The sequence below is a fragment of the Rhodococcus sp. ARC_M5 genome, assembly GCF_022810405.1.
Classification (GTDB): Bacteria; Actinomycetota; Actinomycetes; order Mycobacteriales; family Mycobacteriaceae; genus Rhodococcoides; species Rhodococcoides navarretei.
Window position 1 is genome coordinate 22,540 of sequence record NZ_JALGQE010000028.1, and the last position, 17,459, is coordinate 39,998.

Here is a 17,459-nt window from a genome sequence, read left to right on the forward strand (position 1 = left end):
GCCAGTAGAAATCGCGATTCATACCGTGAGGGTCCTCGCTCCCGTGCATCCGCCGACGGACTGCACGTCCAGCAAAGACTTGGGCACCCCTCAGGCGCACAACCTGACCTGGCAAAACCAAGATCAAGGATCTATGCCACGTCAGTTGCGGATCCCAACACCTCGAGAATCGACCACATAGAGGAACGGGCAGCTCACGCTCGCAGTCTTACCGCTGCGCGCTGCAACCCACGGGCCTTCCACAAACTTCCAGAATGTCGCACCTGGAATCGAGGGATTGAAACAGCGCGCGTACGCCTGGTATGAACCGGTCCCACCGGAGCAGTACGCCGTCGCGTAGGTGCCTCCACCGCCGGTTTTACACCCGGTCGGAGCAGCTGATGCACTTGAGGCACCAACCGACAGCATCATTGCCGAAGCGATCGCGGCGGACGCTACAACGCCCACAATCTTGCTTGTCATGGAGATCTCCCATAGTCGAAAGTGCCTGAGCAGCAATGGAATCAAAGACGCTACAAATCGGACTGTAGCGTTCGCGAAATCTTCGCGCCATCCGACGATCGACCGACACAGCGGAGTCTTTACGCGCGCTACATGTCGATAGCTGCCGTCCACGAGCTGGCCGTCGTCTCCGGCACTGCCGCCAGTGCTCGAATGCGAGATCGCCAGGTTCCCGGGGACGCGACTTCACCAGGGCTAGGGCGTCGCAGACGCCACGAGCGGCACTTCTGAATCCGCCAACCCCTACAACCAAAAGCGCGGTGACCGCGAACGGTCACCGGCTCCTGGTGCTTCTACTTATCAGCCATAGAACAACTGCAACACAGCAATCAGCACGTCAACGGCCCCGTGAAACCACGGACCCATCACATCCCAGACCGCCAGCAGCATTGCCCAAACAGGAGACGAAACCTCGTCGCCCTGCCACGGCATCTCGACACCGAACACACGACACACCAGATGAATCCACCAGTGCACCTGCCTCAGTGTCGACAAGGTCCTCACGGGTCCTGAACCCTTGAACCTCTCGAACCATCCTCTCCAGCCTGATCGACCGGTCTCATTCCCATTGTCCTTCTCTCGTGCCATGATGCTTTCCCTTCGTAGTGAAATTCCGTCCCGTTGTTGGAGTGATTTGCGCACACGTGTGGCATATCGGCCTTTCGGTTGGATTCTCGATAGTTGCGGCTCAGCGGACGCTTCGCCTCCATTAGAGTCCCATATCGGCGACCTTTCCGCAACCCTCAAGAAGAATGCCCGATGGCACCATATCCGCAGGTCAAAGACGCTGCTATAAGTTAAATGCCGCAATTATCGAGCCCGAATAATTACCGGTTTTGCATTGGCGAAGACTCGAAATACTTTTACAGAATTGGCGCGGTTAATTGCGCGGAATAGATAAATGCGCGACAAAAGAATGTGTCCAGGGGCTGCGAGCTGCCGCGACACCGAGCGTGGCCGGTCTCCGTCGCTCCCGCACAGTCACCGCGCCAGCTCCACAGCTGGGAGGTGGACACCCCCCAGCCGACACCGACGAGCGATCGGGTGTTCCGCCTTCGGCGGTGCCGGCCACCCTGCGGGCGTCCCCCGAGCCGAGCTTCGCTGCGCTCCGCACCGTAGAAGAGATCGAATTTCGTGTCGCACATCTGGCTCCCGGCGATACTGCATCACCCGTGCCCGCCGCCTCAACCCCTCGCTCCGCTGCGCTACGACCTCTGGCTCCGAACACTTTTCGTCCCGTAGTCGCTGCGCTCCCACGAAAACTGTCCGAGACGAGGGGTTGCCCCGTCGTTCCCGTGCGCTGCTGTCTCTCCTCACGCCAGATGACGGCGACAAGAAATTGGCAGAGCAGGCCGGGGGACCGGTCACGAGGGAGAGGGGCCAGTCATGGCATCACGGACCAAGACCAGCACAGCGGACAAGGCCGAAGCACGCCGAGAGTTGGCGGCATCACTGCACGCCTCGATCGCAGACAAGGTGGCCGAGCTGACCAGCTCCGACATGTGGCGCGCGTACCTCGACCACGTGGCCTCGTTCCACTCCTACAGTGCTGGCAGTGTGGGTGTATTCGAACCTGTGAATGCTTTCCCACTGATCAGGATCGGCGGTTGGCGGCGTAGTTCGCCCATTGGCCGTTCGTCTTGAGGGTGTGTTGGGCGACGGTGTGAGCATTGAGGCCCAAGATTCCCGCGAGCACACTCGGGGGCAGCTCACGGGCAAGCTGTTCGGTGGCGGACAGTCGTAGCTTTCGGGGCTCGATTCCGATGGCGCGCAATCGGTTTCCCAGACTGGTCGCAGTCAACGGTTTGCCGGCGTGGCCTCCCGCGAAGAGCCATGTCGTGGGCAATTGCTCGACAGTTCCGGTGCGTCGACTGAGGGGCAGTGTTCGGGCGATCGCCGCGAACGGATCAGGCAGGACGAGGACGTCGGTGGCACCGAGTCGTAGGCCTGTGGTTGCCTCGGTGACGATCACGTCGGCGGTAGTGAGGCTGACGATTCGCCGTAGCGACTGCGCGTAGAGGGCGACCAGTGCGCCTGCCAGTCGATCCACTGGGTCGAGTGATTCGTCTTTGACCAGGCGTCGACCGATCTGCCAGCGGTCCTCGGCGTCGGTCGGTAGTTCTGCGTGGACTCGACGACCTTTCGGGAGGTCGATTTCTTTCGGTAGGTGCCGTGTTCTGCGTGCCCAGGTCAGAAACGGGCGCACGTGCCAACGAGACGTGCCGGGCTCTGCGAACCAGGCGTCTATGGCGTGTTGCTCACAACGGTGCATCTCGATTTCTCGCTGTTCGAGGGTGTTGAGGAACTCGATGACTTGGAGGATTTGGCAGCGTGCGTTCTGAACAGCGGTGCCGATAGGTCGGTGCGATTCGAGTCCGCGCAAGCGCGGCAGCACAGCCCAGTGCGTCCACTGGCTTGCGAGCTTGTGGTGGCCTGAGTCGAGTCCACTCAGAAGTTGAGGTAGCTCCGTCTCGAGTCGCCGGAGACTGCGATGGGCGTCGGGGTCGAGGATGCCCGTGGCGATGAGAAGTGATCGGAGGTAGTCGACGGACTTGGGGCGGGGCAGTAGGTCGAGTGCTGCGTGCGTGAGGGGAATTGTGCCGTCGTGGAGGCCGCGCAGTAGATCGGTGTTGCGGTTCAGCCATCGCCGTGTGGTTTTCGGTTCGGCCTGCAAAATGGCGTCACGAAGTGGTTCCAAGAGTCCGTTGGCGGTGGGTGGCAACACGTGCTCGAGGTGGCAGCGGAGCGCGCACCGTGCGCACATGCGTTCGCCATACATGGTGGTCAGGGGTTGACCGACGCTAGGGCACCGCGGGCAGCTTTGTTGCGCTTTCTCGCGACACCATCGGCACAGTGCGTTGTCGTCCAACAGCCTGTCGGGTTTCGCGCAGCCGGTGCACGCGCCGCGATGCTGCCGGCGCCTCTTTCTGCAGCGGTCACATACCCTGACGCGGTCCACGATTGAATTGCACTGTACACAAACAGTATTGGTCACTTATCGCGCTTGATTTCCGCTCGCCGCGGTGAGCGTGCCTTCGCGCCGGGCGGTGTTGCCGCAGTCTTGGGCCGGTGGGTGGTTGTGCCGGTCGCTCTCACAGCCGCCCGTTCGGCGACTGGTTCGATCAAGTCGTTCGGCGTGCACGAGAGTATGTCGCAGAGCGCCGCGAGGGTACGTAGGCTGAGGCGTTCCGGCGTCCCAGTGACCAGGCGATAGACCTGGGCTTCGGACAGATTGATCCCGCGTTCGGCGAGCAGCGGTCCCAGACCTGTCGTTGCGAAGATCCCCCTCTCGGCCAAGAGTCGACGTAGGTGCCAGTCGTAGTTCAAGCGTGGTTGTTGCATCCCTGTCTCCGTCCTAGTCTGCGGTGAACGCACGGTCCAATGCCCGCCGAAGGGCATTGTTCTTGTAGTCGGTACCGACGCTGGTGTAGATCGCGGTGGTCGATCCCCAGGAGTGTCCGAGTTGTTGCTGAACGAACAGGTGGTCGAAACCGTCTTCGAGGAGGTGTGTCGCATACGAGTGCCGCAAGCAGTGCGGACCGAGATGCTTTTCCAATCCGATGGCGTCCCGATACTCGGCGAAACGGTGCGAAATCGACTCGGTCCCGACGCGCGCCCGACGTTCTGTCGGCCACATAGCGAGATGGTCGGTGTCGTACAGGGGCCGAATCTCGGTGATCCATTCGGCGACGGCTTCGGCAGCCCACCCCATCGTGGTCAGCACCGTTCGCCGCCGCGGGGGCCCGCCATTGAGGGCTTTGCCGTATCGAACCGATAATGCGCCATGGCGGCCGAACTCGCTGGCCGCAGAGTTCGCGGTCCAGTCCACGACGTCCAACATCGATGCCTCGCGGCGGCGTAGCCCCCAGGCGTAGATCACCTTGAACAAGGTCGCGTCTCGGTAGCTGGCAAGCCAGCCCTTCCGGCCGGACAACCCGACCCGGCTGACCCGGTCGTCGCAATAGTCGAAGAAGGCCTGTAACTCGTCCCTGGTCAGCGGCCGGTTTCCCGGTCGACCTTCGTACTCCCCGCGGTGGACGACGGTGTTCCATTCGTGGAAGACCTGCACCGGGTGAACGCGAAAGTACCGCTGACAGACCTCATCCCACCGATATCGGACATCAGTGATGTAGGCGCAGAACAGCGACGCGGCCATCTGGTAGAGCCGCACGGTCGAATGGGCGACCCCCGAATCGACAAGATGAGCGGTCCACTCCTCGACGTCCACCGAAGACCAGTTCCAGGGGTAGTCGTTCGTGAACGCTATCAACCTCCGCACGATCTGGGTCCGCCGCTCGATCGTCAAGTTCGCAAGCATCCGAGCGCGTTGCTGTATCTCCCACCCCTCGATCATTGCTTCCAGGACGGTCTCCTCCGGAAGCACCAGCACGACGCCGTCGCTCAGGAGGCGGTCGGCGGATCCCTTGGCTTCGGACGTGGGTTTTCTGGCAGCTCGATCGACCGGCACCGGATGAATGTAACAGTCATCAGATGCATGTTCACGCGATGTCGGCACCTGGCCTGTCGATCACGTACCCGCCGATGCCGCGCGCGCCGCCGCTTTACCGATGATCTAAGGGGTCTCCGTGCCGCTACTTCAGTCGCTACGTGTGAACCCTTGGACAGCTCGAATCGCCTCGTCGCCCTCGAACGTCATCGACGAGTTCGCGTCCGCCCGGAAGTAAACCGCAGCACACAGACCGACGGTGACCTGCCGTCCCTTTGCAAACATACGGGGAGGGGGTATGGTCCGGACTGTTCTGTCGGATACCCCTAGGGGGTATGAAACGAATGAAGGAGCACCTCGTGATCACCACGAACTACCTAGTCACTGGCATGACCTGCGGCCATTGCGAGGCCTCGGTACGAGAGGAAGTCAGTGCAGTGGCCGGGGTGGCGACAGTCCAAGCGTCCGCGTCGGCGGGAACACTGTCGGTGACAAGCGCCGTAGACCTCGACCCGGCCCAGGTCGTCGCAGCGGTCCGTGAGGCCGGATACACAGCCGAACCGCAACCCGCAGACTCGCGCACTACGTAGCCATCGAACTCGGTGGACGAGAGGACACGCACGATGAACGATCACACACATCCCGGCGTCGACGCCGTGCCAACGGATCAACCCACTCCGGTGTCCCACAGCGGTCATGACGCCGGCCACGAGATGTCCGGTCACAGCACGGCCCCTTCCGGACACGGTGGGCACACGGACCACAGTGGCCATGCAGGGCACGGCGGTAGCGGTCACGCTGGGCACGGTGATCACGTCGGCATGTTCCGCCGCTTGTTCTGGATCATGCTGGTCCTCGCTGTCCCGGTGATCTTCGCCTCCGGCATGTTCGCGATGCTCGTCGGATACTCGCTACCCGACGCGTCGTGGATCGGCTGGATCTCCCCGGTGCTGGGCACGGTGATGTTCGTTTGGGGAGGTTCGCCGTTCCTGACCGGCGCTGTCAGTGAGATACGTTCACGTGCACCAGGAATGATGCTGCTCATCGCTTTGGCGATCACAGTCGCCTTCCTCGCATCGATGGGAGCGAGCCTCGGCGTTCTCGACCATCAGCTCGACTTCTGGTGGGAGCTGGCATTGCTGATTGTGATCATGCTGCTCGGGCATTGGATCGAAATGCGGTCACTCGCGCAGACGACGTCGGCTCTGGATTCTCTGGCGGCGCTGCTCCCCGACACCGCTGAACGCGTCGACGGCGACGACGTGGTGCAGGTGTCCCCGGACCAGCTGCAGCTCGGTGATGTCGTCGTCGTCCGCCCCGGCGGGCGAGTGCCCGCCGACGGCACCATCGTTTCCGGATCGGCGAGTATGGATGAATCGATGATCACCGGGGAATCGCGCACCGTCCGCCGCAGCGAGGGTGACCAGGTTGTCGCCGGGACGGTGGCCACCGACTCCGGTCTCCGAGTGAAGGTCACCGCGATAGGGGAGGACACCGCTCTCGCCGGGATCGGCCGGTTGGTCGCCGACGCCCAGAACTCGACGTCGCGGGCCCAGCGCATCGCTGACATTGCAGCGGGCTGGTTGTTCTGGTTCGCCCTCGGAGCAGCAGTCATCACTGCCGCTGTGTGGACGCTGCTTGGGATGCCCGACGGAGCCGTCATCCGCACGATCACCGTGCTGGTCATTGCCTGCCCGCATGCCCTCGGCCTGGCCATCCCGCTGGTGGTCTCCATCGCCACCGAACGAGCAGCCCGCGGCGGTGTCCTGGTCAAAGACCGGCTCGCATTGGAGACCATGCGGACAGTGGACACCGTGCTGTTCGACAAGACCGGCACCCTGACCAAGGGCGAACCCACGGTCACCGCGATCGAAGTGACCGGCGGGCGCACCGCCGATGAGGTCCTTGCGTTGGCCGCAGCCGCCGAAACAGATTCCGAGCACCCTCTTGCACGCGCCATCGTCGACGCCGCACGGCACCGGAACCTGACCGTGCCGGCGGCCACCGACTTCCAGTCGTCCCCAGCTGTCGGGGTATCCGCCGAAGTCGACGGAACCCGCATCCAGGTCGGCGGGCCCGCGCTGCTTGAGCAGGAGCGTGCGTCCGAACTCGCCGTCGCCGATCGGTGGCGCGGTGAGGGGGCCATCATCCTGCACGTCCTCGCCGGCGGTGCCGTGATCGGTGCGCTCGCGCTCGCCGATGAGATCCGGCCCGAATCACGCGCCGCAATCAACGCACTCCACGAACGCGGAATCACAGTCGTCATGATCACCGGCGACGCCGACGCCGTCGCAAAATCTGTGGCCACCGAACTCGGCGTGGACCGGTACTTCGCCGGAGTCAAACCGGAAGACAAGTCGCACAACGTCGCCCAGCTGCAACAGGAAGGACGCACCGTGGCGATGGTCGGTGACGGAGTCAACGACGCCCCGGCTCTCGCGCAGGCCGATGTCGGGATCGCGATCGGTGCAGGCACCGACGTTGCCATCGCATCGGCAGGAGTCATTCTGGCGAGCGACGACCCGCGATCTGTGTTGTCGGTGATCGAACTCTCGCGCGCGTCGTACCGAAAGATGAAGCAAAACCTCTGGTGGGCAGCGGGATACAACCTCATCTCCGTTCCCCTCGCGGCCGGGGTGTTGGCACCGGTCGGGTTCGTACTGCCGATGTCGATCGGCGCGATCCTGATGTCGCTATCGACGATCATCGTCGCCGCCAACGCACAGTTGCTCCGTCGACTCGATCTGACACCCGACGCCATCACCGGCGCAGTGAGCGATGACCGACGTGGAGCGTAGCCCCGGAGCTCACCGGTGTCGGAAAGCTAAGCCTCGCAACTGGACAGACCTGACCGCCGAATGATCGAAGGCCGCACCCTCTCCAAAGTAGAGGGTGCGGCCTTCCCGTCGATAATGAACCAGGTCAGCCGAGCAGTCGCTGCATGGTCTCGATCTCCTGCTGCTGAGTGGAAACGATCGTGCGGGCCATTTCCTGAGCGTCAGGGTTGGACCCGTCGACGATTTCGGTGTTCGCCATTTCGATCGCACCGGTGTGGTGGGCGATCATCATCGTCAGCCACTGGCGGTCGAACTCGGGCCCCGTGGCCGCCATCAGCGCGTCCATGTCCTGCTGGGTCATCATGCCGCTGTCGGCGCTGTGATCCATTCCGCTCATCTCGCCCATGTCGGCGGAGGGTGCAGGCTGGCCCCATTGGGCGAGCCACGCCGTCAGCTGGTCCATCTCTGGTTGCTGTGCAGCTTCGATTGCCGACGCCAACGACAGCACTTCCGGGTTGTCGGTGCGGCCGTTCGCAATAGCGGCCATCTCGACTGCTTGCGCGTGGTGCGGGTACATCATTTGCGCGAACGTCACGTCGGCGTCGTTGAACTGCGCCGACGTGCTCGCTTGGGCCGAGGACATCGGCGCAGACGAGGTCGAGCCCATGGAATGCCCGTCCATGGGCGAGTCGGTCGAGTTGTCGCTACAGCCGACGACGAGGAATGCGCCGACGGTGGCAGCAGCGAGCGAAGCGACTAGTTTGGTACGCATGTGAAACTCCTTGCAAGAGTGTTGAAAACAGGGAAGTGGATATGTTTCGATCCGCCGGTAGGCCTGATCTACCGGGCTCCCTGTCACACTCGCAAGGTCACCGATCTGTCCAATTCCCACAGGGTCCACGGCGGCGCCCGCCCCCGGGTCGACTCGGTGCGACCACCCATTCCGGACGCAGTTGTCGGCGCGAAGTCGATGTCGACGCTCAACGCCGGGACCGTCAGCGCAGGCCACGACACCGTGGTTCCCACGCAGGGATGCATCATCTGATGCGCCGACGGACAGTCATGCTTCCCGAACGCCACCTGAACCGAACTCTCGACAGCGGACGGCGGCGCCATCGAGGCGTGGCGACCGCTCATCGACGTGGACATCGGGTCAGCCATCGACGTGGTCGGTGTCACCGAGTGCATCAGCAGCACCCCGAAGACCGTCAACACGATCAGCAATCCGGCCGACGAGGCTACGCCCCGTCGAAGCCGCCGGATCACTGAATGCATGTCGTCGACCATACCAAGCTATACCCCCCTGGGGTACATGTGAGGTGGTGGAGGGACGATGGGTTTGCACCTGAAGAGGAACGTCTGTCGGTAAACCGATGCTGGGTTAACACGACACGCGGCCAACCGCGGCTCTGTTTTGCATCGAATGCAATTTCACACCCTTTTTCAATAATGTCCTGTTGATCCTCGCCCAGAAGCCCGAGGCCACGCAGGTCGCCGGATTCCGTGCCTGGCAACAGCGCGGGCGGCAGGTTCGCAAGGGGCAGAGGGCGATCCGGATCTACGGCTACAGCTCCCGCATCGTCACCGAGACCGACCCCGACACCGGCGACGAAGAGACCCGCAAGGTGCCCACGTTCCCGATTCTGTCGGTGTTCGACCACTCCCAGACCGACCCGATCGAGGGACACCCCCAGCCCGAGGAAATCGCCCAGCTGCTCACCGGCGCCGATCCGGACGCGATCTACGACCGCGTGGCAGCGATCATGACCGGCCGAGGCTGGACCGTCACCCGCGAGGCGATCCCCAGCAGCGCGAACGGCTACACCACCACCGACGGCTCCCACCGGATCGTCGTCGACGCAGCCCTCGAACCCGCAGCGGCCGCGAAAACGATGATCCACGAGGCAGCGCACGCGATCATGCACGCACCCGACCTCATCGGACCCGAAGCCCGAAAGGACCTGCATCGCGGCCGGATGGAGGTCGAAGCCGAATCCGTCGCCTACGTGCTGGCCGGGATGCTCCGACTCGACACCAGCGCCTACAGCGTCGGCTACATCGCCGGATGGGCCGCAGGAGACCTCGAGCAGGTCACTGCCACCGCGAAAGCAGTACTGACCGCAGTCCACGATCTGGCCGACGCCCTCGATCCTGCCGACGCCGAGTCGGACGACGGCGAGGACACCGGGACCGGGGCAGCCGCCTCATATGGAGGTCGGCCTGTCAACGACGGCATGGTGAAGCGGTGGCACGCACCGTCGTGTGTGCCACCGCTTCCTGTTGCCGGGATGGTGATCGATGCGAGTGGGAGGTGAGCGTGTCGTAGTGTTCGACGCGTCGTCAACTCTCATATACGCGGGTTGGTTACCGCAGGACGGACTGTTTCGGCTGGAGTGGATCGCAAGTCTATGAGTCGAGCGTGATCCCAACGCGCAGTTGAGGATTGCTCATAGGCGGCTAGCGGGTCACTCCCAGACGCTCGGCCACATCCCACATCGTCGTCGACCGTTCATTCCGGACATCTATCCCGACGCAGATCGCTACTTCGGCGTCGGAGCTTCAGTCATTCCTCGAGCGTGGCCAACGACCAGCACCAGCCGGCCAGCTCTCGTGCGATCCCGGCATTGGCGACCACCGCACGTTTACCGCGTTCGTCGAAATGTTCCCACCGTGCGTGCAGCCGCCGGTTCGCTTGATGTCCTCGCGCTTTGGCTTTGGGAGTCGACGCCTTCCACCGTGCCACCAGTTCACGCCCCGGCCGATACGGCTTGCGATGATGCCAGGCAGCCTCGACCAGCAGTCGGCGTACGTGAGCATTGCCGGTTTTGCTGACACCGCCCTGCGACCGGGATTCACCGGAAGAATGCTCGGTCGGGATCAACCCGACGAACGCACCGATCGAGCGGCCGGTCAACCGGTCCCACTCACCGATCTCCGTCGCCAAACCGAACGCTGTCAACGTCGCCACCCCACGAAGGCACCCCAGCCGGGTCACCACCGGAGTGAACGACGAATGCGCAGCCATGTCCGCGATGGCGGTATCGAGACGATTCCGGCGTTCGGTGGTGGCGATGACGGTCTCGTAGGCGGTGTCGTAGGTGATCTGCAGTGCACGTGAATCGAACCGCTGGCGACGTAACCACAGATCGTGGGCTGCGGTCCAGGGTTTGCCGCCGCTGTAGATGATCCCTTGACGCAGCAGCACATGTGTCAGGCGATGCTGTGCGGACACCAGATCGCCGCGGCAGTCCTCCCTTGCTCGCACCAGATCACGAGCGGACTCCTGCTCGGTACTCGGAATCAGAACCGGCACAATAGAACTCAAATGAAGCAACCGAGCCAAATGCCGGGCATCACGGGCATCGGTCTTGATGCGGTCACCAGGGGGACGCTGAATTTTCGACGGTGCCGCCACCACACAATCGACACCGGCGGCCAACAGAAAACGGGCCAGACCGAAACCGGTCGGGCCCGCCTCGTAGACGACATGCACCAGTCCTGGCAGCGAACGAATCCACTCCAGGATTTCTTTGTGATCAGGCGACATGCGACGCTCGAACAACTCGCCCGTCTCGCCATCCAAACCGCACGCCACCACCGATCGTGCGTGCACATCCAAACCAACACTCGTACGATGATTCTTCACTGGGGCCTCCCACATCTGTGGCTCTACCGGCCAGGACCCACTCCTGTCGGCAACCCACGCTTACATGCGGAGGGGCCCCAGCCAAGACCTCCATACCGTCTAGGTGCACCGGGAGATTCGCCGGCCGAAATGTTCCGGCCGGCGGATCAGGCCACCTGCGGTGTCCACCGAATCGAGCTCCGCTTCGCTCCGCACCGTGGAAAGAGCACAGACGTTTTTTCACTGCGGTTCTGGCTACCGGCGAGCATTCATCACTCGTGCCCGCCGCCTCAACCCCTCGCTCCGCTGCGCTACGACCGAAGGCTCCGAACACTTTTCGTCCCGTGCTCGCTCCGCTCCCACGAAAACTGTCCGGCCGAAGGGTTGCCCCGTCGGCCCCGTGCGCTGCCTTCTCTCCTCACGCCAGAAACGGCGAAAAAACGGGGGGAGGACGCAAGACCGACCCGGCACCAGTTCCGAAGGGCAGCAACAGTTATGACCGAGACCACGAACACCGAGACCGTCACCTGCATCGCGGACGGACCCGACTGCACCGGCGACGTCGAATACCGGGACGCACTGTCCGGAACCGGAGTAGCGCACCCGAGATGCGACAAGCACTGGCAAGACCGCCTCGACCTCGAGGACGACCTCCGACGCCGCTACCCGGCCCACGCGCCCGCCGACTTCGACCCCACCTACGCAGGGGAGCGGTGGGACGAGGACTACTGACCCGCCACGCCCACCACCGATCGACCAGACAGAGGAGCAAAAGTCATGACCGTCAACGACAACGACGACTACTGGACCATCTACGACAAGGCCCTCGACGCGGCCGCCGAATGCCGGAGCGTCGAAACGCTGATCGACACCCTGGGCCGCTACTACCCGCCCTCATCCGGAGTCGCGTTCTTCCCCAACGGGGCCGACCGAGACCTACTCGGCACACTCACCGACGCCGGACACTTCGATACCGTCTGGATCCAAGCGGACTACCACTTCGCGCTCCGTGACGGCCGAGGAGACGGATTCACCTACATCGAAGGCGACATAGTCCGCGGAACCTCCCGACTGTGACCAACCCGCCCCAGTGCCGCATCACGGCACTGGGGCACCAACTCCGCACCCCCCCTGGAAGGAAAGCCCCTGATGCCCGCTCAAGCCTGGGTCACCCTGATCGTCGGTGTCCTCGCCGTCGTCGGCGTCGCCCTGACCGTCCGCCAACGCACCGTGGCCGACAAACGCGCCCAAGCCTGGCAACGAATCACCTGGTGCCTCGAACGCACCACCAGCGACAACGAAGCCGAAGCCGCCCTGGGATGGGACATCTACACACCGGTGACCGACTCGCCGCTCATCACCCGAACCGAACGAGACGTCCTGCGCGCCGTCGCGACCCGGGCATTGTGGCGAGCACTGGCGTCACCGGCACAAACCGAGGACACTGACAACCAGAACGAGCAGGAGGACCCACGATGACCACCACCGAGAAGCGCACCACCGCAGCCCGACCACAGGTCGCGCGGGCCGCAGCACGGGCATCGGTCGCGTTGTACGAACGCGACGGCCTCGAGGTACCCCAGTGGATCCGTGACGCCGCCGAAGGGCGCCCGACCACCCCACCAGCCGAACAGCCCTGACACCGGCTCACAGCCCGTAGACCGAAAGGCCCGCACCCCACACCGGGTGCGGGCCTTCTCCATTGCCTGGGATCGGGAAAGCGTGAGGGAGCAGGGTCGGGCCACCCTGCGGGCGTCCGCCGAATCGAACTCCGCTGCGCTCCGCACTGCTACACCCCGACCACAGCGCAGACGGGCCGCTCGTGCACGCGCGGTTCAGGCTTCAACCCGTTGCAGCGCAACACAATCTGTCGGTACCCGATGCCACACTCGAAGCCATGAGAATCCGAACCATCGACGGACCACCACTACCCGCCGAAATCGCCGAGATGACCGCCCGCGCAATCGCTCTGACGCAGCTACACCACGCCGCCAGACGTTCCATCAACGGGAACAACACCGCAGTGGGTGGTCTTGACGCGCTCACCAGCGCAGTTGAATATCCGTCCCCGTCAGCTGCCGAACGTATGAACGCTGACTAAAGCTTATATGTGCGGGTTACTCAGCGAGACAAAGCAACTGGCCGTCCGATGACAGGCCGGAGAGGTAGTGTCGAGCTATGCCTACTCTCCCGGAAGGTCAATCCCTGCTCGTTCGTACCCATTTCGCCGCCGACGATGTCTGGCAGCAGATTGCAGCTGATGCCCAAGCTTCTCACCGACAAGCCGACGGAACCGAGGCACAGGCTTTCCTTACCGTGGTCGACGACAGCGAGTTCAGTGACCTGACACCAACCGATCTTGCCGAATTGATCCCGTCACCACCGCCGTATTACGTGTTTGTGGTCGACCGACAAGCGTGTGAACAGCCCGAGCATCCCGTTCTCGTCCTCGATATTGCAGAAGGCGTCGCACCTGCCTCGTTCCGCGTGATTCCCAGTCGACTCGCGGTGGTGGAGAACAACCTGTCCATAGCAAACCTGAGTTTCGACGAGCTGCGCTCCCAGGCCGACCCTGACGGGGTGTACCGCGGTACACCCGCGGAGCCGCTTCCGGCGGAACGGAGCGTGAACCATGAGGATTTGGTCGGTGCTGCAAACCGCGCAGAGGAGACACCAGTCGTTCAGCAACTACGACAAGATCTCGAGGCGAACCACGCACCCACCCTGACCGCGAGACTCAATAATGATTTGTACGACACATACACCGTATTGGCTGGTCAAACCCACCGACCTGATCTAAAAGTCGGTCGCGACGAAATGTTGGAAGTCCTCGAGCACGGGGGGAGGGGGTATGGCATTCATCTGCCCCTGATCGACAGTTACTGGACGATCTTCTTGGATCCATCGAGTTTGGATCTACAGGCCGCGATGAAAGTCTTCTATCCGCCGCAACCCGCCCCACGGCGACGCCCGGCATAACCGCAGCTCGATGGCCGGCCCCGAGAACGCCGGGACCGGCCATCGACGGTGTCAGGAAATCGCGAACTCGCTGACCTGAGTCGTTCCGTCCTCCGCGTACACGGGAACAGTCTTAGGGGCAGATCCGAACACCTCGGTGCCGTCGATGTTCTGCTTGCGCAGCTTAGAAGCTTCGGCCGGCGACGTGGCTCCGCTGTCGAGGTCCTGCTTGAGGATGTATCCCTGCACTCCGTCGGTGCCGATCGCAGCGACGAGGTCGGGCAATTCCGCGTCGGACGGTGCGGTGTCGCCCGGTCCGAAGGATTGACCCGCTGCATTGGTTCCCGACTCGACAGTGGTCGTTTCGGACTCGGAGGTGGTCGCGGACCGGGCAGCCGGGGCGGTCCAGTCCAGCGGGTTGCTCGGGAAAGTCAGGGCTTCGCGGTATTTGCTTCCATCCCATACCGCAGTGAAACCGTGACTGTTGTACGAACCTGTCCCGCAGGTCGCGGTCGTGCCCAGTGTCAGTGAAGCTGTACCGGTGGAGCTGTACTTGTAGCCGACAGCCTCACACAATGCTCCGCTCTTGAACAGTCGAGCTCGCACGCCGATGTCACCGGGTGCGACCTGCTGGCCGAAGACAGAGTAGATCTTCGACTGTGCGGTCAGGTTGGGCGAATTGATGATTGTGGAGGTGTTCAGGAACTGAACACCTGCGCCGTTACTTCCTGCTGGGCCGACCCAACCGGTGACAACGTCCGCGCTAGCAGCGCCTGGAGCGGCGAGCACCAACGCTCCTAGCAGGGCGGCGATGGTAGCTGTTTTACGTAGTGGTCGAGTTCTCATGTTCGAGGCCTTTCCGTTGGGTACCTTTTATCGGATTCTGAAGATGAAACGGGCTCGTTCAGCCGATTGCCGAAACGAAGTAGTCGTCACCGGGCATCACTCTGTTCCCGCGGTAAAATTCGACCATAAGGGTGCCTTGTTTATTGTTCTCGGTAAGAGGGACCCATCGGACGGTCGACCCGTAGCCGCCCTGCACGGTCGATGCGAAAGGGTATTCATCGCAGGATGGGTCTTTCATGTTGAGAGGTTTCTCGCCGAGTAGATCCAACCGCTGTTGTGACGACCGTGGGCATGCGGCGTCCCGATTTGCCTGATTGTCAGCAGAATTTCCACGAGTCAGCGGCGCGCCAGTACCAGGAATTCCGAAACCAAAGGCAGCCTGGCCAGCCTTAACTGTCTGAGATATGTTCGGGAACGCTGCTTGGGTGTACTGGACAGTCGGCTTCTCGTTCGGGTTGACGCAGCCGGTGCCGTAGTTGACTGATTGAGCAGCATCACACCTGAATTGCTGGCCGGTGGTGCGCGTGCGAACGGGAGTACCATCCAAGTCGTTCGCCGGCGAGTCTCCAATGTATATGAATTGAAGCGTTCGCTTGTCGAACGCGTTTGTCGCGTTTCTCGTCACATAATGCTCGTACTGCTGGTACCCAGTCCCTCCGATGACCATCGGAAAAACGTAGGCGGGATAGGTAGTGGTGCTGTCGTTGGCGAGATCGAGAACAACGAGTTGGAAAGAGTACGTACCCGGAATGGTGGTTGTTGGAGAAGTCGACGAGACATCGCCGTAGAATTGGATCACGTTTTCTTTGGTCTGTGTCTGAAGAGGGCTACGGACCTGGAGAGTGACGTCGATGACCCAGTTTCCGATCGGCTCCAACGGGCCGTTAGGGAAATTGGGTTGAATGAATTGCTCGACGATGGTCGAATATGTTTTGCACGACTGAAAACGTGTTTGGAAACATATAGGACCGGATTGGCGTGCAGATATACCCGACTCCTCGGCATGCTTCTGTGTCAGCCTTTGTGCAATTTCCTCCGCTTCGGCAGGGTCGGTCACTTCGCGAGAACTCCGCTTTTCGACCACCTTCTGACCTGAGGTGGTCGTCGCTCCGGAGTCCGGTGGCACCTCGACTGGAGGCGCATTCTGGCCAGGTGGAGTGCCCTCTATGTCGCCCGGCGCCTCGTTTATCGACGGCACCTGAACCTCCACCGGAGCGGAGTCGCCCCCCGAGGGGCTGGGCTCGACTGGTTGCGCGCTGGCGGTGACGCTAGGTGCCGCGATGACGACCAAGCAGGTAAGACCAGTAGCCAACAACCTTGCGAACGAGCGAACTGCTGGCTTCTTCACGACTTTCTTCCGCACTGATTCCTCGTAAGGTCCGTCTGCCCAGACGCCATTACGCTTAAAAGCAGCGTCAGGCAGAATTCGGGCAGGAGAGTGGAACGTCCGAAAAAGACGTGGAGGCCGCCCCGACTACTACAAGGTGCGTGCCACAGGCGCTCGGTGAGCGTAGGCAAACGCTACCAACAGCTGGCTTGTCTTGGCAACGGAAACAGAAATTACGGAACCTGTGGTCGGAGCGTCACCAGGATTGCTCTGGAGCGGTCATCGAGGTCGATAGCTCTCGCAGACACCGACACCGCGACATAATCCGAATAGGGTGTCAGAAAACGAAATTCGGCCGATTCCACAGCCCCGGCTTGCGCAACTTTCAAGGATTGTCCGATTCGGATTGCATCAGGAATGTCACCGGGGTGTAGAACCGGTTTAGCGCCGGGTAAGTGGCTTGTTTGCCATGCAATGCCAGTCGGAGCGTCGCCATACCAGTACAAAAGCTGAAGTGAATCGGGGTCAGCGATCGCGCGATACTCCGAGGGATCGGACAGCGACCGTGCAACCAGCGTATCCAGACCCGCGTTACGTCGATCGATGTGTTCAGTACCCTCCGAAGGACCAATATCCACAGACACTCCCCGAACAACCCGATGAGGTTCACCAGTAGGGCCGATGCCGTCGTGGAGAAAGTGTGCCGTGAACTGCATACGCCGATGTGCACCCGATGGACGGCATTCCACACCGACCTCTTGGAGCACAGTTCCCGGCCCACCGGAAACGAGCTGCGCCAGCACCGATGCTGTGGCGTCCCCAAGATCCAGCTTCGCCAAACCATCCGGAATCGTGTCGTCTGCCATGAGCATGGGACCAGCGTGACCTGATTTCTGCCAGGGTGATGGGACCACCTGGATTGCCAGTTATGGGACCACCGGCGCGCCTTGCCGGTGGTCCCGTCGTTTGCTCGTTCGA

At 62.3% G+C, this 17,459-nt stretch carries 19 protein-coding genes; 9 read left to right on the forward strand and 10 right to left on the reverse strand.

What is annotated here, in order from left to right; all coding sequences use genetic code 11:
- Positions 1 to 801 precede the first annotated feature (801 nt).
- The 4 genes from MTX34_RS24590 to MTX34_RS24605 form a co-directional block, all read right to left on the reverse strand.
- Positions 802 to 978: a hypothetical protein gene (locus MTX34_RS24590; RefSeq protein WP_243611110.1), complete on the reverse strand. Its 177-nt coding sequence runs from the start codon at positions 976 to 978 to the stop codon at positions 802 to 804.
- Positions 979 to 2,095: 1,117 nt separating this feature from the next.
- Positions 2,096 to 3,226 (reverse strand): hypothetical protein, encoded by a 1,131-nt coding sequence (locus MTX34_RS24595; protein WP_032375194.1) that lies wholly within the window; start codon positions 3,224 to 3,226, stop codon positions 2,096 to 2,098.
- 266 nt (positions 3,227 to 3,492) lie between these two features.
- On the reverse strand, positions 3,493 to 3,900 hold the full coding sequence (locus MTX34_RS26080; RefSeq protein WP_308198565.1) for a helix-turn-helix transcriptional regulator: 408 nt from the start codon (positions 3,898 to 3,900) through the stop codon (positions 3,493 to 3,495).
- The gene (locus MTX34_RS24605) at positions 3,857 to 4,969 is read right to left on the reverse strand and encodes a tyrosine-type recombinase/integrase (RefSeq protein ID WP_243611111.1); all 1,113 of its coding nucleotides are present in this window, start codon (positions 4,967 to 4,969) and stop codon (positions 3,857 to 3,859) included. Before MTX34_RS24605 ends, MTX34_RS26080 begins: the two co-directional genes overlap by 44 nt.
- A gap of 338 nt (positions 4,970 to 5,307) precedes the next feature.
- Between MTX34_RS24605 and MTX34_RS24610 the strand changes: the two genes are divergently transcribed.
- Positions 5,308 to 5,538, forward strand: a complete 231-nt coding sequence (locus MTX34_RS24610; RefSeq protein ID WP_032375201.1) for a heavy-metal-associated domain-containing protein — start codon at positions 5,308 to 5,310, stop codon at positions 5,536 to 5,538.
- A gap of 33 nt (positions 5,539 to 5,571) precedes the next feature.
- Positions 5,572 to 7,746 carry a heavy metal translocating P-type ATPase gene (locus MTX34_RS24615; RefSeq protein ID WP_032375196.1) on the forward strand — a complete coding sequence of 725 codons (2,175 nt, stop codon included), beginning with the start codon at positions 5,572 to 5,574 and terminating at the stop codon, positions 7,744 to 7,746.
- Positions 7,747 to 7,870: 124 nt separating this feature from the next.
- Here MTX34_RS24615 and MTX34_RS24620 read toward each other — a convergent pair whose 3' ends face one another.
- Both MTX34_RS24620 and MTX34_RS24625 read right to left on the reverse strand, forming a co-directional pair.
- On the reverse strand, positions 7,871 to 8,497 hold the full coding sequence (locus MTX34_RS24620; RefSeq protein WP_032375197.1) for a DUF305 domain-containing protein: 627 nt from the start codon (positions 8,495 to 8,497) through the stop codon (positions 7,871 to 7,873).
- Positions 8,498 to 8,580: 83 nt separating this feature from the next.
- Complete coding sequence (locus MTX34_RS24625; RefSeq protein WP_032375198.1) at positions 8,581 to 9,000, reverse strand: DUF6153 family protein; 420 nt, start codon at positions 8,998 to 9,000, stop codon at positions 8,581 to 8,583.
- 182 nt (positions 9,001 to 9,182) lie between these two features.
- Here MTX34_RS24625 and MTX34_RS24630 point away from each other — a divergent pair, with 182 nt between their 5' ends.
- Positions 9,183 to 10,040, forward strand: coding sequence for an ArdC-like ssDNA-binding domain-containing protein (locus tag MTX34_RS24630; protein WP_243611112.1), 858 nt, complete (start codon positions 9,183 to 9,185; stop codon positions 10,038 to 10,040).
- Between the two features lie 248 nt (positions 10,041 to 10,288).
- On the opposite strand, the gene MTX34_RS24635 is transcribed toward MTX34_RS24630, so the two are convergent.
- Positions 10,289 to 11,386 carry an IS110 family transposase gene (locus MTX34_RS24635; protein ID WP_032375655.1) on the reverse strand — a complete coding sequence of 366 codons (1,098 nt, stop codon included), beginning with the start codon at positions 11,384 to 11,386 and terminating at the stop codon, positions 10,289 to 10,291.
- A 459-nt stretch (positions 11,387 to 11,845) separates the two neighbouring features.
- Between MTX34_RS24635 and MTX34_RS24640 the strand changes: the two genes are divergently transcribed.
- From MTX34_RS24640 to MTX34_RS24665, 6 genes are all read left to right on the forward strand, one after another.
- Positions 11,846 to 12,082, forward strand: coding sequence for a hypothetical protein (locus MTX34_RS24640; protein WP_032401325.1), 237 nt, complete (start codon positions 11,846 to 11,848; stop codon positions 12,080 to 12,082).
- Between the two features lie 45 nt (positions 12,083 to 12,127).
- Entirely contained in the window at positions 12,128 to 12,427 is a 300-nt protein-coding gene (locus MTX34_RS24645) for a hypothetical protein (protein ID WP_032401326.1), read from the forward strand.
- Between the two features lie 72 nt (positions 12,428 to 12,499).
- Complete coding sequence (locus MTX34_RS24650; protein WP_032401360.1) at positions 12,500 to 12,829, forward strand: hypothetical protein; 330 nt, start codon at positions 12,500 to 12,502, stop codon at positions 12,827 to 12,829.
- Positions 12,826 to 12,990, forward strand: coding sequence for a hypothetical protein (locus MTX34_RS24655; protein WP_155288773.1), 165 nt, complete (start codon positions 12,826 to 12,828; stop codon positions 12,988 to 12,990). The genes MTX34_RS24650 and MTX34_RS24655 overlap by 4 nt, the downstream gene beginning before the upstream one ends.
- Positions 12,991 to 13,247: 257 nt before the next feature.
- Positions 13,248 to 13,451, forward strand: coding sequence for a hypothetical protein (locus MTX34_RS24660; RefSeq protein WP_141215061.1), 204 nt, complete (start codon positions 13,248 to 13,250; stop codon positions 13,449 to 13,451).
- A gap of 77 nt (positions 13,452 to 13,528) precedes the next feature.
- A complete protein-coding gene (locus MTX34_RS24665; RefSeq protein ID WP_052061711.1) occupies positions 13,529 to 14,329 on the forward strand; it encodes a hypothetical protein in 801 nt (266 codons plus the stop codon).
- A gap of 51 nt (positions 14,330 to 14,380) precedes the next feature.
- Here MTX34_RS24665 and MTX34_RS24670 read toward each other — a convergent pair whose 3' ends face one another.
- The 3 genes from MTX34_RS24670 to MTX34_RS24680 form a co-directional block, all read right to left on the reverse strand.
- On the reverse strand, positions 14,381 to 15,097 hold the full coding sequence (locus MTX34_RS24670; protein ID WP_052061712.1) for a hypothetical protein: 717 nt from the start codon (positions 15,095 to 15,097) through the stop codon (positions 14,381 to 14,383).
- Between the two features lie 115 nt (positions 15,098 to 15,212).
- Entirely contained in the window at positions 15,213 to 16,211 is a 999-nt protein-coding gene (locus MTX34_RS26085; RefSeq protein ID WP_032401328.1) for a NucA/NucB deoxyribonuclease domain-containing protein, read from the reverse strand.
- A gap of 503 nt (positions 16,212 to 16,714) precedes the next feature.
- Positions 16,715 to 17,353, reverse strand: coding sequence for a hypothetical protein (locus MTX34_RS24680; RefSeq protein ID WP_243611113.1), 639 nt, complete (start codon positions 17,351 to 17,353; stop codon positions 16,715 to 16,717).
- Positions 17,354 to 17,459: the final 106 nt, after the last annotated feature.